Source organism: Actinopolyspora sabaoui (genome assembly GCF_051225635.1).
Classification (GTDB): Bacteria; Actinomycetota; Actinomycetes; order Mycobacteriales; family Pseudonocardiaceae; genus Actinopolyspora.
Window position 1 is genome coordinate 1 of the sequence record NZ_JBMIHH010000002.1, and the last position, 17,398, is coordinate 17,398.

Consider the following 17,398-nt stretch of genomic DNA (forward strand, 5'->3'; position numbering starts at 1 on the left):
GAGGGTCCGGATGGCGTTGATCAGCAGGGTCGCGTGGTGCGGGCAGCCTCGGATCCGGCGCAGGATCTTCCAGCTCTTGAGCTGGGCGTTCGCTCGTTCACCGAGCCCGCGTAGCCAGGCGTGGGCGACCCCCACCACGGAGTGACACTCGAAGCACTCCGCCACCCCGAAAACCCCACCACAGCACGGAAAACCGGACGCGGCACACATAAGCGAGAGCCCGCGAGAGGCTCCGCCAACCGGGCACAGCGGACAACGAGCCGACAAACTCCTACAAGACCAGGACACACAAAAACCGGGGAGAGCCCCGCCTTCAGCGAAGCTCTCCCCGATCATCACGTCCAAGCTCGACGAACCATCGTGTCGGTCACCCGACCCCGATTGTGTCGTCGGCCCATCAACTGCTCCATGGCATCTCGTTTTCAAGGAGGGCGCGGAAGGAGCGCGGGGCCCTGCCGGTGACGTGTTGGACCGCGTCGGTGGTGTGGTCCTCGGCCCCGTCTGCGATGGCACGGTCCATGCCGGCCAGCATGGAGGCGAACTCCAGCGGCAGCTGCGCCGTGAGGCGATCTCGCATTTGTTTGTAGGTCAGGTGGTGGTGGACGACGGCCCGGCCGGTGACCTCGGTGATGACAGTGGCGATGTCGTCGTAGCTCAGCGCCTCCGGCCCAGTGAGGACGAGATCCGTGTTCGGGGCACGGTCGTCGGTCAAGGCGCGTACGGCGACGGCGGCGATGTCCCCGGCGTCAACGAAGCCGACACGGCCGCTCCCGGCGGCGGTCAGGATGGTGCCGTTTTCCCGGATGCTGAGGGCCTGTGCGTGCGTGCCCGTGAAGTTCTGCATGAACCACGAGGGACGCAGCACCGCCCACTGCTCGAACAGGCCGGGGAGGGCCTGATGCACCGTGCCCACTGCCGGGCCGCCCTCAGGGATGGCCGAGGAACTGAGGAGTACCGCGCGATGTACGCCGCCGGCGCGGGCCTGGTGGAGGAAGGGCAGCATGATCGCCGCCGGGTCGGAGTCGCCCAGGGGCGGTATGAGGTAGACACGGTCGACTCCGTCAAGGGCGCTGCCGTGAGTGGCGGGGTCGAACCAGTCGAAGTTGACCGGCTCCGCCCCGGGGAATTGGGTGGCGTGGCGGCTGGCTGCCTTAACGCGGTGGCCTGCGGCGATCAGCTGCGCGGCGGTCCGGCTGCCGGTGGTGCCGGTGGCCCCGATGACCAGAGTGGTGCCGGTGGCGGTCATCGGCTGCTCCTGACGAAGTCGGTGCCGGGCTCCTGGATGGTCAGGGGATTCCAGTAGTCGCGGTAGGACGTGATGAACCCGTCCTGAACGGTCACCACCGCGATATAAGTCATGTCGAAGGGCTTGCCGGTCTCCACCAGGCGGCCCACGCCGCGCATCTCGACCACGATGGTCCCCGGGTCGGTGGTCTGGTGAATCCGCAGGTCGGGGAAGTCGTGCAGGTCGATGTGGTCGGGGTAGTGGCGCATGTAGGCGGCGATGGCCTCCCGGCCCTCCAGACGCTCGGGCCAGCCCTGGGGCGCGAAGGGGAACTCCATGACTCCGTCCTCGGCCCACAGGCCGACCCAGCCGGGAATATTCTTGTCCAGCAGCAGTCGCAGGCTGTGCCGGTACAGATCCGCTGGTGAGGTGTGTGCGGGCATTGGGTGCTAACTCCATCTCGTAGAATCGGACTCTGGGTCCGCTTCAACAATACGGACCTTTGGTCCGCTTTTGCAACTGGAGGAACCGAGTGCCCGAGCGCAAGCCTCGCAAGGACGCCGCTCGAAACCGGGTGGCCGTCCTTGCTGCCGCCGACGCCCTCTTCGCCCGCTGCGAGAGTCCCGACGAGGTCACCATGGCCGACGTCGCGGCAGCGGCTGGCGTCGGCAAGGGAACGCTCTTCCGCGCCTTCGGCGACCGAACCGGGCTGATTCGCGCGCTGTACGAGGCACGGCTCGAACCGGTCAGCAACGCCGTCGAAGCGGGCCCGCCGCCCCTGGGGCCCGCCACCCCGCCCCTTCAGCGCGTACCCGCACTGCTCGACGCACTCCTCTGTTTCAAGCTCGACAACCGCCGTCTCGCCCTGGCTCTGGAGGAAACCGGTAGCACCAGCCCGTACCAGGCAGAGCATTACGAGCGATGGCACAGCCTGCTCCAAGCCATGCTGGAACAGATTCCCGGTCACGCCGACAGCGACTTCACCGCCCACGCACTGCTGGCCGCCACCCGAGCCGACCTCGTCGAACACCTGGCTGCTCTGGAGTGCGTGCCGCGCGAAAGGATGCGGGCCCAGCTAGCGAGCTTCACCGCCCGAGTCCTGGGCTCCAGCCAGCCGAAGTAGTCGCGCTCGACAGGGTCTTCTGCTTGTCCGTCCGCTGCCGCGAGCCCTGCGCAGCCGAGTTCGAGCTAGGCGTGCCGGTGCTGTAGAGGCGGACGCCTCGATCGACCGGCCGTCCAATGGGTCCACCGAACCAAACGAGACTGAGCCTTTTCCACTCGGGTTCGGTCTGCCTGGATGAGGGTCCGGATGGCGTTGATCAGCAGGGTCGCGTGGTGCGGGCAGCCTCGGATCCGGCGCAGGATCTTCCAGCTCTTGAGCTGGGCGTTCGCTCGTTCACCGAGCCCGCGTAGCCAGGCGTGGGCGGAGTTGACGGCTTTCTGGTTCGCCGACAGCCTCGGGCGCTCGTCGAGGTCGTTGTCGCGTGCTCGGCGGCGGTGCGGGACTTCGACATTCCGGCCGGCGCCGCCAGCGGGTGCGGCGTACCCGCCGTTCGTACCGTAAAGCCTCGACCAGCATGTTCAGCGCGCGACTGGACACCGACATCCCTGAGGGGTAAGAAAGCACCTCGAAGCTCCTGGTACGGACAGAGTTGATCTAGACAATCACTCACCCACCAGGAGCTTCGTCTCTGCCCACACCCGCCCTCACCAGCGTGTCGAGGCCCCACCGACCCAAGTGGAAAACGTTCAGTGGCCTTACCGCCAGCCATAGCCTCGGCTTCGGCTGCTACACCTTCGTTCGTAACCGCCCCCGGAAAGCGAAGTCTCGGCAGCTTGCTGTTGCGCCCAACGCAGCGTAGCCGCGTAGCTCTCGAGCGCACCGGGCACGGAATCCAACGAATCCCGCACCGCCAACCACTTCCGACCAGATTCCCTTTGAGCGCCCGAAGCGCTTCGGCGTCAATCCGAAAACCCATTCACCGACCCAAAATGCAGGCACACGAACCACGACCCCGAGGGAACTGCTTCACAACTTCGCGAAACTCACACCGCGCCAGGTCCAGCCACAATCGGTGACGGCTTTTCGGAGCGGATTCTTCATTTCCGAGGTCGAAAAGGTCGCCTGACGTTCCCAGCGTCGCTTTCCGTCCTCACCTTTTTTCAGTGCCCACACGGCTTTGACGCTCTTGGCCTGGCCTCGTTCGAACTCGGCCCCGTGCACGACCTGTGGAGCGCCACGAACCCAGTCGAACAACCCCATGCTCACCTACCGCCGACGACAGTCGGTTGCTCACCCTACCGAGTGAGTGCACCGCTCCGCCGGAAGATCGACGAAAATCCGCCCACCCCGAGGAACGGGATGGGCGGAAATCGCGCTTCGTGCGAAGCGTCCCCGAAACCCTCAGTTGTCGGCCGAACCACCGCTGCCGGTTCCGGAACCCCCGCCGGGCGCGTTTCCGGAACCGCCGGAATCACCACCCTGCCCGCTGTTCCCGCCCCGACCGGGAAAGCCGCCGCTTCCGGTACCGTTGTTCCCCGAACCGTTCCCGGACTGCTGACCACTGATCGTGGTGGCCGTCGCGTCGTCCCCCGACAACGTCGCGACGACCGTGACGGATTGCCCCTGTTCCAGCTCGTCGAGCGAGGTCCGGCCGCTGTCGACGACGGTCTCGGAGTTCACGGCGTAGTCACGCCGGTAGTCATCACCGCTGCGCACCGTGATCTCCGTGTCGTCGACGGCGGTGAGCGTGCCACGCTGCAGCCGCTTCGTGCGGTAGGTCCCCTGTTCGGTGCGCACGGTGAACTCACCGTGCATCGCGTCCGACAGGACGGCCCCGGAGCCGGTGGTGTTCCCGTTCCCCCTGCCACCCGGTTGGCCCATTCCCCCGAATCCACCACCGCTGCTCCCGCTGAAGGCAGCACCACCTCGGGAGCCGCCCAGTTGCCCCGAAGCGGAACCGGAAGTGATCGCGGTGACCGAGACGCTGCCCGCGACCCCGACCGCGAGCGCGATCGCCACCGCAGCCAGCGTACGACGTGGTCCCCACCGAGCAGGCCCCTCCGCACGCAGGGGAGGTTCCGGCTCGGCGGTTTCGCGCCACTGCTCGTCCGCCGCGGCACTGTCGGTCATGCTCTGCTCCCAACTCACGACTGGTCACGCAACCGTGGGTTTCACCCTGCCGTGCGCGACTGGGCACCGGCCGGGAGCGAGGTAAGAATTCGCCGGGAACCGGATCCGGGGCGGCGATACTCGGCGAACACCAAGGAAACACTCGGATTCCCGTAAGCTCACGGTGCCAGGATCGATCACGATGGACACACTCCTGGCAGGGCGGCAGCCGAGCCCGTCCCCGACCGAACCGACCCGGCGTTCACGCCCGTGGCGAGCACTGCGCGGCCGTTCGTCCGATCCCGCATGGGTACGCCCGGCACTGCTGCTCCTGCTCACGGCGGCGGCACTGCTCTACTCGTGGGGGCTGGGCTCCTCGGACTGGGCCAACGGGTTCTACTCGGCCGCGGTGCAGGCGGGCACCCAGAGCTGGCAGGCATGGCTGTTCGGCTCCAGCGACGCGGCCAACGCGATCACCGTGGACAAACCGCCCGCCGCGCTGTGGCCGATGGTGCTCTCCGCCAGGATCTTCGGGCTGAGTTCGTGGAGCATCCTGCTGCCCCAGGCGTTGGCCGGGGTACTGACGGTGGGACTGCTCTACGCCACGGTGCGCCGTTGCGCGGGACCGACAGCGGGACTGCTGGCCGGTGCGGTACAGCTGCTCACCCCGGTGGCGGTGTTGATGTTCCGCTTCAACAACCCCGACGCGCTGCTGGTGCTGTTGCTGGTGGCCGCGGCCTACTGCGTGGTGCGCGCCACCGAGCGGGCGAGCCCGTACTGGCTCTCGCTCGCCGGAGTCGCCATCGGATTCGGCTTCCTGACCAAGATGCTGCAGGCGTTCGTGGTGCTGCCCGTGTTCGCGGCCGTGTACCTGCTGGCCGCACCGACCGCGTGGTGGAAGCGGCTCTCGCACCTGGCGACGGCGGGACTGAGCGTGCTGGTCTCGGCGGGTTGGTACATCGCGCTCGTCGAGTTCTGGCCCAGCTCGAACCGCCCCTACGTCGGAGGCTCGCAGCACGACAGCCTGTGGGAACTGACCATCGGTTACAACGGGCTCGGACGACTGACCGGTGAGGAGGCCGGCGGGCTGGGCAACACCAATTCCGACATGGGGTGGAATCGGCTGTTGGGGCCCCAGATGGGCGACCAGATCGGCTGGCTGCTTCCCGCCGCACTGATCCTGCTGGCAGCCGGGCTCTGGATGACGCGTCGGACACCGCGCACCGATCCGACCAGGGTGAATCTGCTGCTGTGGGGTGGCTGGCTGGTGCTGACCGGGGTGATCTTCAGCTATGCCAACGGCATCATCCACTCGTACTACACGGTGGCGCTGTCGCCCGCGCTCGCGGCGCTCGTCGGAATCGGCGGCACCATGCTCTGGCACAACCGCGAGGACCCGAGAACGCGGATCACGCTGGCGGGAACCGTACTGATCACAGTTACGGTCGGCGCCGTGCTGCTGCGGGAGAGCACCGAGCAGCACCAGTGGCTCGTCCCCGCCGTGGTCTTCCTCGGAACCGCGGCGGCCTGCCTGCTGCTGATAGTGAGTCGGACTTCCCGCGCGGTGGCGCTTTCGGCCGTGGCCGCCGCGCTCGTGGCGTGCCTGACGCTGCCCACCGCCTACTCGGTGGCCACCGCGGCCACATCGCACACCGGAGTGCTGCCCGCGGCCGGTTTCGGCAGTGCGGGCGGTTTCGGAGGCGGTGGTGGTGCTCCCGGCGGTGGGGGTGGCGCACCCTTCGGCAACGACGATGGACCGGCACAAGCGGGCGGCCCCGGCGGTGGAGTCGGCGGCGGGGCGTTCGGCCTCAGCACGCCGGGCGATCAGCTGCGTGAACTGCTGTTGGCGGACGCGGGCTCCTACACCTGGGTGGCCGCGACCACCGGCTCCAGCAATGCCGCCGGGTACCAGCTCGCCACCCGCGAACCGGTGATGGCGATCGGTGGGTTCAACGGAACGGATCCCCATCCCACTCTCGCGAGGTTCCGGGAACTGGTCGACTCCGGACGGATCCACTACTACATCGACGCCTCGATCCTCGGCGGCGCGGGCGGCATGACCACGAGTTCCGACAGCGGCGCCACCGGGACGGCGAGCCGAATCAGTCAGTGGGTGGAGCGGAACTACGAGGCGCGAACCGTCAACGGAACCACCGTTTACGACCTGAGCGAATGAGCGCGATCGAACCGCAGCGGCGGTCCCGCCCGTCCCCGCAACCGGAACGGGTGGGACCGATCCGACCGGGTCAACCGAGCGGTGAAACTCCCAACGGCATCACTGGAACGGGGCCGTAATCGGTGCCGCGTTGTCGTGCCCGCCTTCCGGCGGCGACGGAAACCTCGTGCAACTGCTCGATGGTTCGCTGCGAGCCGTGCTCGGAGCCGGCCATCCTGCTGATGGTCTCCTCCATCAGCGTTCCGCCGAGGTCGTTCGCGCCGCCGCGCAGCACCTCGACCGTTCCCTCGTCACCCAGCTTGACCCAGGAGCACTGCACGTTGTCCACCCTGCCGTGCAGCGCCAGCCGTGCCATCGCGTGCACCGCACGGTTGTCCCTGCGGGTGGGGCCGGGACGTGCCAGCCCCGCGAGATAGATGGGCGCGTTGCGGTGCACGAAGGGCAACCCGACGAACTCGGTGAATCCGGCCGCGCCGTTCTCGCGCGCGGTGTCCTGCACACCGGCCAGCGTGCGCAGATGCCCCAACCAGTGCTCCGGGGTGTCCACGTGGCCGTACATCATGGTCGACGAGGAACGGATGCCCAGTCGGTGGGCGGTGCTGACCACGTCGATCCACTCGGCGGCGGGCAGCTTTCCCTTCGTCAGTATCCAGCGGACGTCGTCGTCGAGTATCTCCGCCGCGGTGCCGGGAATGGTGTCCAGCCCGGCGTCGCGCAGCTCGGTCAGCCACTCCGCGACGCTCACTCCCGCCTTGGAGGCGGCGCTGACTATCTCCATCGGACTGAAGGCATGCACGTGCATGTCGGGGACCCGGTTCTTGACCGCGCGCACCAGGTCCGCGTACGCCCCGACCGGCAGCCGAGGGTCGATACCTCCCTGCATGCACACCTCGGTGGCACCGGCGCGCCGTGCCTCCTCGGCTCGATCCGCGACGTCCTCGGGCGAGAGCCGGAACGCGTCGTCGTCGCGTTCCCGCTGCGCGAAGGCGCAGAACCTGCACCCCACGTAGCAGACGTTGGAGAAGTTGATGTTGCGGTTGACCACGTAGGTGACGTCCTGCCCGACCACCTCAGCACGCAGCGCGTCGGCGAGTCGTGCCATCTCGTCGAGCGCGGCGCCGTCGCAGGTCAACAGCGCCATCGCCGCGTCGGTGTTGCCCGGTTCCAGCAGCGCCGCCGGGTCGTGCTCGGCCAGCCGCAGCCCCGCCGCGACATCCGAGTCGAGCCGTTCCGGCTCCCTGGCGGTGGGCAGCCGGTCCCGCAGTTCCTCCCAGTCACCGTAGACACTGTCGAAGTCGCCACGCCGGTCGTTGCTGCGTCCCTCGGTGTCGATGCTGCTGTTGAGATCGGTGCGACCGATCGATTCGAGGCCGCCGTCCGGCTCCTGCCAGTCCCGACCGACCGGCTGTGCCTCCGGGTCGGCCATGCCCGCCGAGTCGGCCAGCTCGGCGACGTGGGTGGCGATCCTGGGATCCAGCCAGGCGGAGCTGTCACCGGCCAGGCCCGCACGTACGTACTTCGGGTACGCGGTCAGCCGCTGCCGCAGCTCGAACCCGGCCGCGGCGGTCTGTTCGGCCAGTTCCTCCACCCGGGGCCAGGGACGTTCCGGATTCACATGATCCGGGGTGACGGGTGAGACCCCGCCCCAGTCGTCGATTCCCGCGCGCAGCAGCAGGCCGTGCTCGTCGCCCACCAGGTTCGGCGGGGCCTGCACGCTGACCCCGGAGGGCATGAGCAGCCGGGCGACGGCCACCGTCGCCGCGAGTTCGTGCAGATCCGCGTCCGGCATGCCGCGCATGGCCGTGTCCGGCTTGGCGCGGAAGTTCTGCACGATGACTTCCTGCAGATGCCCGTACTGCCTGGCGCTGGCACGTAGTTCCAGCAGCGAGTCGGCCCGTTCCGCCATCGTCTCGCCGATTCCGATGAGGATCCCGCTGGTGAACGGCACCGCCACTCGGCCCGCGTCGGCGAGCACCCGGAGGCGAACCGAGGGCTCCTTGTCCGGGCTGGCGTAGTGCGGATTGCCGGGTTGGCTCCACAGCCGCTCCGAGGTGGTCTCCAGCATCATGCCCATGCTGGGTGCCACCGGTTTCAGCCTGGTCAACTCCGACCAGCCGAGCACGCCGGGGTTGAGGTGAGGCAGCAGACCGGTCTCCTCCAGCACCGCGATCGCGCAGGAGCGCAGGTAGTCGACCGTGGACGAGTAGCCGCGTTCGTGCAGCCAGTCCGCCGCGTCCTGCCAACGTTCCTCGGGCCGATCACCGAGGGTGAACAGGGCTTCCTTGCAACCGGTCTCGGCTCCCCGCCTGGCGATGTCGAGAACTTCCTCGCGCTCCAGGAAGGGTGCGGAGACCTTGTGCGGCACCGTGGCGAAGGTGCAGTAGTGGCACCGGTCCCGACACAGTCGGGTCAGCGGAACGAAAACTTTACGACTGTAGCTGACGACGCCGAAACGTCCCTCCGCACGCAGATGCGCGTCGCGGACCCTGCCCGCTGCTTCCAGCAGCGTCCGGAGGTCCTCGCCGCGAGCGTGCAGCAGCACGGCGGCCTCGGTGCTGTCCAGCGCCACCCCTTCGGTGGCTCTGCGCAGCGCGCGACGCATCGCGGACGGGCTGGGGGCTGGTTCGGGCGGCGGCACTTCGAGATCGACCGACACGCCAACACCGTAACCGTCCGGCGAGTACCGCCACACCGAGCAAACGGCGCGATGTGTCACAACACCTACGCGCGGTGTAACCCGATTACTCCATTAAGGTCTATCCACTAGCCGTATCGGGGCGCAGACTCCCACATTCAGTAACCCTGTTCATCTGTTCGGGAGGCTCGGTGTCACCCAAACCCCTGAGACTCAAACCATTGCGGACTATCGGATCCGCACTGGCCCTGACCCTGCTCGCGCCCGCCGTTGCCGCGGCCGGTCCGTCGGACTCCGCCAACACCGGAGACCCTGCCCACTTCATCGTGGTAGGCCCCCAGCACGGCGGTCTGGAGCGCACCGCTGATTCGGTACGCGCTGCCGACGGTGAAGTCGTGCAGAGCTGGCCGGAGATCGGCGTACTGCTGGCCACCTCGCGCGATTCGGAGTTCGCCGAGGCCGTGCGGGGCGATCCCGGGGTACGCGCGGCGGGCGCGAGCCGCAACCTCGCCGAACAGCTCCCCGAGAACAGCGGTGAATCCGACTCGGAGACGCTGGAGAAGCGCCGGGGCACCCTTGCCACCGATGCCGCGACCCGCTCGAACGAGGGCGGCGAGGAACCGCTCGCTCCCGAGCAGTGGGACATGCGGATGATCAACGCCGACGAGGCCCACGAGAACTCCGACAGCGGCAAGGGCGTGACCGTGGGCGTGCTCGACTCCGGCATCGACCCCGACCACCCGGACCTGGCGGCCAATCTGGACACCAGCCGTTCGGTGGGCTGCACCGAGAACGGCACCCCGGATCGTTCGCAGCAGGCCTGGGCGCCGAGCACCAGCGGACACGGTACGCACGTCGCGGGCACGGTCGCCGCCGCGAACAATGGTGTGGGGATCTCCGGGGTCGCGCCGAACGCGACGCTGGTGTCGATCAAGGTCGTCAACGACGAGGGCTTCATCTACCCTGGTTCGGCGATCTGCGGGTTCATGTGGGCCGCCGAGCACGGCATCGACGTGACCAACAGCTCCTACTTCATCGACCCCTGGTACCTGTGGTGCCAGCGTGACCGCGACCAGGCGGCCGTCGCTGAGGCGGTGCGCCGCGCGGTGAACCACGCCAGGGGCAACGACGTGCTCAACGTCGTCGCGGCGGGCAACAGCAACTGGAATCTGTCGAAGCGGATCCACGACACCAACAGCCCCAACAACGGCGGCCCCACCGAGGACCGCTGGACGGGCAACGGGTGTCAGGTGCTGCCAGGTGAGCTGCCCGGCATGGTGACGGTTTCGGCCGTTGGGCCGGAGTCGAGCAAGTCCTTCTACTCCAACTACGGCATCGGTTCGGTGGACGTCGCCGCACCGGGCGGCGACAGTAGGCAGACCGCCGACACTCCCTCGGGCAACGGCAGCGTGCTCTCCACCCTGCCGGAGGGCGAGTACGGCTTCTACCAGGGCACCTCGATGGCCTCGCCGCACGTGGCCGGGGTGGCCGCCCTGATCCGGGCGGAGCACCCGAGGTGGGACGCGAGGATGGTCAACGCCGCCCTGCGCTGGCAGGCCGAGAGCGTGCCGTGCCCGAAGAGCTACGACACCGACGGCGACGGCGAGGACGACGCCAAGTGCCGCGGCGGCAGGACCGGGGCCGGTTTCTACGGCGCGGGCATCGTCGACGCGCTCAAGGCAGTGCGCTGACGAGCGGAATCGGATCGTAAAAGAGCGCTTACGGGGTCTTCCCGGACTGGTTCCGGGAAGACCCCGTTCGTGTTCCGACGCGTGGCGACTATGAGGTGAGCTGCCGTCGTCCGTCCGTCTAGGTCTGCCGAGACGGTCGCGGTGTTTTCCCGGGAAGCCGGAGTTCGCCGACGGTTTCGGTTCACCGGTGGGCTCCTCGCGGGGTGGCAGCCACTCGAACACGGAAACCACCGGTTCGGGCGCTCTTGTCCGGACAGATGCAGAAGTGCATCCCGCAAACGGGGCATCTGGGGGGCGTGCGGTGTTGCGGCATACCGGTCTCTCCTCACTGCGCTGCTTGAGTTCCGAGCCGCTCGACATCCACCAGTGCCGCTCGTCGTCCGGCTCTCCCCAAGGGCTCGGCCACGACTCGTGAACGGCTTCGACGAACGGCCCGCTACTCCGTTGAGACGTGAGCGGTACGCCGGAGGTTGCACCGGCGGGGCGTGGTCCCACGAACGAGGTCTCGGACGCACCCTGCTTCTCATCGGAGGCCCCGCCCCACATCGAAGTGCCCGCGGCCCCACATCGAAGTGCCCGCGTCAATTTCTCGCGAAATCGCCGCGCCCAGAGCCGCGGGTCAAAGCAACGGTCAGTAGTACCAGGGGAACTCCGACCAGTCCGGGGTCCGCTTCTCCAGGAACGAGTCGCGCCCCTCTGCCGCCTCGTCGGTCATGTAGGCGAGCCGGGTCGTCTCCCCCGCGAAGACCTGCTGGCCGACCAGTCCGTCGTCGATGGCGTTGAAGGCGTACTTGAGCATGCGCTGCGCGGTCGGGGACTTGCCGTTGATCTCGCGGGACCACTGCAACGCCGTCTCCTCCAGCTCACCGTGGGGAACCACCTCGTTGACCATCCCCATTTGGTGGGCCCGCTCGGCGTCGTAGGGTCGGCCTAGGAAGAAGATCTCGCGGGCGAACTTCTGTCCCACCTGGCGTGCCAGGTAGGCGGAACCGAACCCGCCGTCGAAACTGCCGACATCGGCGTCGGTCTGCTTGAACCGCGCGTGCTCGGCGCTGGCCAACGTGAGGTCGCAAACCACGTGCAGGCTGTGACCGCCCCCAGCTGCCCAACCGGGAACCACCGCGACGACGACCTTGGGCATGAACCGGATCAGCCGCTGCACTTCGAGGATGTGCAGCCTTCCCGCCTTGGCGGAATCGACGGTCTCGGCGGTCTCGCCCTCGGCGTACCGGTAACCGGAGCGCCCCCGAATGCGCTGGTCACCGCCGGAGCAGAAAGCCCAACCGCCGTCCTTGGGTGACGGCCCGTTCCCCGTGAGCAACACACAACCGACGTCGCTGCTCATCCGGGCGTGGTCGAGCGCGCGGTATAACTCGTCGACGGTGTGCGGGCGGAACGCGTTCCGTGACTCGGGGCGGTCGAACGCGATGCGGACGGTGCCCTTGCCCGGGCCTTCCTCGACGCAACGGTGGTAAGTGATGTCGGTGAAGTCGAAGCCCGCCACGGGCTGCCACACGGCCGGATCGAACAGTTCGGATATAGGCTGCATGTGTGTCGTCACGACCACGACGATAAGCCACGGCGTCCGCCACGGGCCGTCCGGTCACTTATCGAGGCCACCCGGTCACTCATCGACCGGGAGTGCTCACTCTTGAGAAGCGGGACTTGCGCACTCACCAACGAAACTCAGTAGTATCGCAAAATCGGACTGCTCCCGGGCACCGGTCGGTGCGGACGCACTTCGCGAAAGGAAAAACGAATGCCACTGTCCCGCATCAACGGGCACGACCTGTACTTCGCGGACACCGGAGGTGACGACCGTCCCGCTGTACTGCTGGGGCACGGTTTCTTCCTGGACCACACCATGTTCACCGCCCAGGCCGAGGCTCTCTCGGCCCGTGGCTACCGCGTGGTGACCTGGGACGCACGTGGTCACGGCGACACCCCGGCCGGGGACACGCCGTTCACCTACTGGGACACCGCGAACGACCTGATCGGCCTGCTGGACCACCTGGGCATCCAGCACGCGGTCGTCGGCGGTCTGTCGCAGGGTGGCTTCACCGCGCTGCGCACGGCGCTGCTCGCACCGAACCGGGTCACCGGCCTGCTGCTGCTGGACACCGAAGCCCACTCACTGTCCGATGCGGACCTTCGGGACTACACCGCTCTGTTCGACGGACTGGCCGCACAGGGCCCCGTGGACGAGCTGCTCGTTCCGCTGTCGCAGCAGATCATCGGAGATCACCCACAAGCGGCCCACTGGCGGCAACGCTGGAAGACCAGCCCACTCCCCCTCGGCACCCCCGCGCGGTGCCTGCTCGAACGCGACGACATCACCGCTCGCGCCGGTGAGATCACGTGCCCCACACTGTTGCTGCGCGGTTCGAAGGACGTTTCCATCCCCCGGGAACGCATGGAGTTCCTCGCCTCCGCCATTCCGCAGGCGAGTCCACTCCACGAGGTGGACGGGGCGGCCCACGCACCGCCCGTGACGCATCCCGAGGAAACCACCTCACCGCTGGTGTCCTTCTTGGACTCCCTGGATCACCGGTAACGCCCTACCTCGCCGGAATCCCCAGGTAGAGCTGCATTTCCTGGCTCGGGTCCGGAATCGGGTAGACCTGCGCCAACAACTCGACCTGCCGCCCGCGATCGAGATCGTGAACCAGGAAATGCGGCTTGTGGCGCCCCAGGATCACCTCCTGCAGACCCCACATCCGCACGAACTCCGCCGATCGCGAGAGCATGTCCAGCACCTCGTCGAACATCGGGTTGCCGGGCCTGCGGGCCATGAGAGCACGTAGCCAGGCCACCGTCAGCCGTGCCTCGTGCTCCCACTCGACCATGACGGCCTTGGATTCCGGCATGAAAAAGAACCAGGTCAACACATTGCCGACCTCGGTGATACGCCGAAACACCCGGCGGTACTCCGCGTTGGAGTACAACACGTTCCAGCCCTCGTCGACGTAGGCGGCCAAACTCGGGTGCAGCCCGTCGGCCGCCTCGCGCTGCACCGACGTCACTTCCTGTCGCCGCGTGGGTTCCGCTTGGTCACCGCGCTGGACGGCGGCCAGATCGTGGAGGTGCTGCCGTTCCACCGAGATGCTCCCCAGCGCATCGGCCAGTCGATCCACCACCGCGGTGGAGGGATTGTCCGCGTGGCCCTGTTCCAGCTTCTGGACGTACCCCACGCTGGCGCGTGCTGCCGTCGCCAACTCCGCCCGGTTCATCGCCGGGCGCGGTGTCCGGTAGGCCGAGTCAGGAGCGAACGCGGCCGGCGGAGCACCCGACCTCAGGTGACGTAAATAGCTACCGAAAGTGGGCGGTTCGATGATCACATCACGATTCTATGTCGAGACTCGCCGTGCACGGTGACAGATTGACTACCAAAAGTGGCCAAAACGGAGACCGTGCTACGCGAGGCCGCTCCCGAACGGACCGCCCGACCTCCACGAGATTTGAACCCGTCCCCACCCGGCGGTAGGGACACCCACCGTAGCCGGTGTCACTGGCGGGGATATCCCCAGCGGGGATATCCCCAGCGGTCACAGTTGTTCCCCGGGGCCGCCACCCCCCAGAATCCAACGCGTGGTAGGCGCACACGGCACCGGACGAACCTCCGACCACGACGAGGGCCGCCCAACGGGGTACTCGAACCGACCCCGCGCTGCGAGGCCCACGGGGCTACGGGTGCCGCGGCGAACCTGCCCCCTGGGGGAAAGGTCCCGACACCATGTCACTGTCGGGACCAGCGGCCGGGGAGTGAAACCTCCCCGGCCCTGGGGGATTCCTCGGAGCGACTACGGCTTCGGCCAGTCGAAGGAGACAGTCACCGGGGCATGATCGCTCCAGCGCTTGTCGTAGCTCGGTGCCCGCTCGACCCTCGCCTCCGAGGCGCACTCGGCAAGCCGTCCGGTGGCGACGTGATAATCGATCCGCCATCCGGAGTCGTTGTCGAAGGCCTTGCCCCGGTACGACCACCAGGAATAGGGACCGGGCCCCTCCGGGAATCGGCGGCGCACCACGTCCGCGTACTCGGCCTCGTCGAACACCCTGCTCAACCAGGAGCGTTCCTCCGGCAGGAATCCGGCCGACTTGCGGTTGTTCTTCCAGTTCTTCAGGTCGATCTCCTGGTGCGCGATGTTCCAGTCACCGCAGACCAGTACCTCCTTGCCCTGCTGCCGTGCCCGGTCGCGCAGCTGGTGCAGGTACGGCAGGAACTCGTCCATGAAGCGTTCCTTCTCGTCCTGCTTGGGCGTACCGGCCTCGCCGCTCGGCAGGTAGAGGCTGCCGACCACCAGGCCGTCCAGCTCGACCTCGGCGTAGCGGCCGCTCTCGTCGAACTCCTCGGAGCCGAATCCGACCCTGGTGTTCTCGGGTTCGCTGCGGCTGTAGATGGCCACCCCGCTGCGCCCCTTGTCCGAGCTCGGCGCCAGCAGCGTGTGCCATCCGGCGGGCGCACGCGCGGCCTCCGGGAGTTGCTCGTATTCCGCTCGCGTCTCCTGCATGCAGACCACGTCCGCGTCGGTGGCGGCCAGCCACTCGACGAAGCCCTTCTTGGCGGCGGCACGCAGGCCGTTGACATTCACGGTCGAGACAGTCAGCACGCGGCCGAGGATAACCACCTCCCAGTGCCGCCCTGCTTCCGGCGGCCGTTCCGACTCGACCACACGGTCGAACCAGGTGACGGCGGGAAGACCAACTTTCGGGGAGCTCGGCTTTCCTCCCACCGGATGAAAATTCGTCCTCCGGGTTGGTGGTGGAGATCATGATCGGGGATCGTCGGCGGGTCGTGTGTGTCGTGCACGGCCGCTGGAACGACTTCCCAGGGAGAGCCTTTGATGAAGCCGCTCGGTGGGAGCGCACGCTCCCGGACGGCAGGAAGACACCGACGTGCCACAGGTGCGGGAGGTATCACGCTCGCGGTGCTGCTCACCGCCGCCTCGCTGCCGATGCTGATGGCCCAACCGCGATCCGCCGAGGCGGAGACCACCCCAGGCGAGAAGGTCCCGGCATGCGCCCCGTGGGATCGGGAGTGCCGAGTGAACCGGCACCTGGACCGGGTACGCGACCGCCCGGAAAAGCTCGACGAGTTCCTGCGCGGGATGCCGAAGGGAGGTGATCTGCACAATCACCTGTCCGGAGCGGTGTCCACCGAGTCGTTGATCCGTTACGCCGCCGAGGACGGACGCTGCATCGACGCCGAGACCATGCAGTCCTCCCTGGCCCCCTGCGCCACGGGGCAGCGGCCGGCCTCGGACGCTGTGAGCGATCCGGAGTTCCGCCGGCGGGTGATCGAGGCGTGGTCGATGGCCGGTTTCGAGCCGGGTGGCGAGGAGTCGGGACACGACCACTTCTTCGCCACCTTCGGCAAGTTCTGGGCGGCCACCGAGGGGCGTGACGGCGACATGCTCGCCGAGGTGGCGGGTGACCTCGCCGAGCAGGACCAGTTCTATCTCGAAACGCTGCTGTCCAGGCAGTCCGAGGCCCGTGGGAAGCTCGTGGAGCGGGTGGGTTTCGACCCGAGGTCCGAACGGGATTTCCGGCGGCTCCGTAGTACGCTGCTCCGTGAGGGCATGGCGGAGGTCGAACGCGCCGCGCGGCGGCAGACCGAACGAGACTTCGACCGCTACCGGGAACTGCTGAACTGCGGCACCCCGAGTGCCCGCCCCGGCTGCGACGTGGAGATCCGGCTGGACTACCAGGTGGCGCGGGCGAACTCCCCCGCCAGTGTTTTCACGCAGTTGCTGCTCGGGTTCGAGCTGGCGCAGAGCGATCCGCACTTCGTGGGTGTCAACATGGTCCAGCCCGAGGACCACGAGATCTCGCTGCGGGACTACACGCTGCACATGCGGATGATCGACTACCTGAGCAGGCAGTACCCCGGGGTCTCGGTCACGCTGCACGCGGGTGAGCTCGTTCCGGGTCTGGTCAAGCCCGAGGAGTTGACCTACCACATCGACCAGGCGGTGCGGATCGCCGGAGCCGATCGGATCGGCCACGGGATCGACCTGGTGCACGAGGACGACTGGCGGGCGCTGGCCGATCACATGGCCGCCCGTGACATCGCGGTCGAGGTACCGCTGACCAGCAACTGTCAGATACTGCGGGCCTGCGGACCGGAGGAACACCCGCTGCCCGAGTACATGGCGCACGATGTCCCCTTCGCACTGGCCACCGACGATCCCGGGGTCTCGCGAAGCGACATCACCGCGCAGTACCGCCGTGCGGCAACGGAGTTCGGGCTGAACTACTCGCAGCTCAAGGCCAGCGCCCGGACCTCGCTGGAGCAGGCTTTCGTACAAGGGGAGAGTCTGTGGAAGGAGCCCGGCTCCGATCGGATGAAACCGGCGTGCGCCTCGGACACCCCGGGCTTCGGCGAGCCGGACGCGGCGTGTGCCGAACTGCTGTCGAACAGCACGAAGGCGAAGTTGCAGTGGCGACAGGAGGCCGCGTTCCAGGCCTTCGAGACCTACTACGCGTACAGGTGACGATCCCGCGACGAGTAGGACTTCGTCGACTCGGTTTTCCGCTGTGCTCGCTCGGCGGAACCTCTCGT

The 17,398-nt window shown here is 67.7% G+C and carries 13 protein-coding genes and 1 pseudogene; 5 read left to right on the forward strand and 9 right to left on the reverse strand.

Translation table 11 applies throughout. From position 1 onward, the window contains the following. The 3 genes and pseudogenes from ACOQFL_RS02535 to ACOQFL_RS02545 all read right to left on the reverse strand — a co-directional run. Positions 1-126: pseudogene (locus ACOQFL_RS02535) on the reverse strand (IS5/IS1182 family transposase); the annotation flags it as partial. Between the two features lie 271 nt (positions 127-397). Beyond that, positions 398-1,246, reverse strand: a complete 849-nt coding sequence (locus ACOQFL_RS02540) for an NmrA family NAD(P)-binding protein (protein WP_435542473.1) — start codon at positions 1,244-1,246, stop codon at positions 398-400. Then, positions 1,243-1,668: a nuclear transport factor 2 family protein gene (locus tag ACOQFL_RS02545; protein ID WP_435542474.1), complete on the reverse strand. Its 426-nt coding sequence runs from the start codon at positions 1,666-1,668 to the stop codon at positions 1,243-1,245. Before ACOQFL_RS02545 ends, ACOQFL_RS02540 begins: the two co-directional genes overlap by 4 nt. An 89-nt stretch (positions 1,669-1,757) precedes the next feature. On the opposite strand from ACOQFL_RS02545, the gene ACOQFL_RS02550 reads away from it, so the two are divergent. Further along, positions 1,758-2,348 carry a TetR family transcriptional regulator gene (locus tag ACOQFL_RS02550; RefSeq protein ID WP_435542475.1) on the forward strand — a complete coding sequence of 197 codons (591 nt, stop codon included), beginning with the start codon at positions 1,758-1,760 and terminating at the stop codon, positions 2,346-2,348. A gap of 906 nt (positions 2,349-3,254) precedes the next feature. Here the strand turns inward: ACOQFL_RS02550 and ACOQFL_RS02555 are convergent. Together ACOQFL_RS02555 and ACOQFL_RS02560 are read right to left on the reverse strand one after the other, a co-directional pair. After that, positions 3,255-3,488 (reverse strand): hypothetical protein, encoded by a 234-nt coding sequence (locus tag ACOQFL_RS02555; RefSeq protein ID WP_435542476.1) that lies wholly within the window; start codon positions 3,486-3,488, stop codon positions 3,255-3,257. Between the two features lie 141 nt (positions 3,489-3,629). Continuing rightward, a complete protein-coding gene (locus ACOQFL_RS02560; protein ID WP_435542477.1) occupies positions 3,630-4,358 on the reverse strand; it encodes a hypothetical protein in 729 nt (242 codons plus the stop codon). Positions 4,359-4,539: 181 nt separating this feature from the next. Here ACOQFL_RS02560 and ACOQFL_RS02565 point away from each other — a divergent pair, with 181 nt between their 5' ends. Next, positions 4,540-6,513, forward strand: coding sequence for an ArnT family glycosyltransferase (locus ACOQFL_RS02565; protein ID WP_435542478.1), 1,974 nt, complete (start codon positions 4,540-4,542; stop codon positions 6,511-6,513). A 70-nt stretch (positions 6,514-6,583) separates the two neighbouring features. Here the strand turns inward: ACOQFL_RS02565 and ACOQFL_RS02570 are convergent, their stop codons facing one another. Further along, entirely contained in the window at positions 6,584-9,169 is a 2,586-nt protein-coding gene (locus ACOQFL_RS02570) for a bifunctional FO biosynthesis protein CofGH (protein WP_435542479.1), read from the reverse strand. A 200-nt stretch (positions 9,170-9,369) separates the two neighbouring features. Between ACOQFL_RS02570 and ACOQFL_RS02575 the strand changes: the two genes are divergently transcribed. After that, the gene (locus ACOQFL_RS02575; protein ID WP_435542480.1) at positions 9,370-10,839 is read left to right on the forward strand and encodes a S8 family peptidase; all 1,470 of its coding nucleotides are present in this window, start codon (positions 9,370-9,372) and stop codon (positions 10,837-10,839) included. Between the two features lie 631 nt (positions 10,840-11,470). Here the strand turns inward: ACOQFL_RS02575 and ACOQFL_RS02580 are convergent. Then, entirely contained in the window at positions 11,471-12,388 is a 918-nt protein-coding gene (locus ACOQFL_RS02580) for a 1,4-dihydroxy-2-naphthoyl-CoA synthase (RefSeq protein ID WP_435542910.1), read from the reverse strand. A 210-nt stretch (positions 12,389-12,598) separates the two neighbouring features. On the opposite strand from ACOQFL_RS02580, the gene ACOQFL_RS02585 reads away from it, so the two are divergent. Then, positions 12,599-13,393: an alpha/beta fold hydrolase gene (locus tag ACOQFL_RS02585; RefSeq protein ID WP_435542481.1), complete on the forward strand. Its 795-nt coding sequence runs from the start codon at positions 12,599-12,601 to the stop codon at positions 13,391-13,393. 4 nt (positions 13,394-13,397) lie between these two features. On the opposite strand, the gene ACOQFL_RS02590 is transcribed toward ACOQFL_RS02585, so the two are convergent. Together ACOQFL_RS02590 and ACOQFL_RS02595 are read right to left on the reverse strand one after the other, a co-directional pair. Further along, entirely contained in the window at positions 13,398-14,177 is a 780-nt protein-coding gene (locus ACOQFL_RS02590) for a helix-turn-helix domain-containing protein (protein ID WP_435542482.1), read from the reverse strand. A gap of 462 nt (positions 14,178-14,639) precedes the next feature. Next, positions 14,640-15,446: an exodeoxyribonuclease III gene (locus ACOQFL_RS02595; RefSeq protein WP_435542483.1), complete on the reverse strand. Its 807-nt coding sequence runs from the start codon at positions 15,444-15,446 to the stop codon at positions 14,640-14,642. A 234-nt stretch (positions 15,447-15,680) separates the two neighbouring features. Here ACOQFL_RS02595 and ACOQFL_RS02600 point away from each other — a divergent pair, with 234 nt between their 5' ends. Then, entirely contained in the window at positions 15,681-17,330 is a 1,650-nt protein-coding gene (locus ACOQFL_RS02600; protein WP_435542484.1) for an adenosine deaminase family protein, read from the forward strand. Positions 17,331-17,398: the final 68 nt, after the last annotated feature.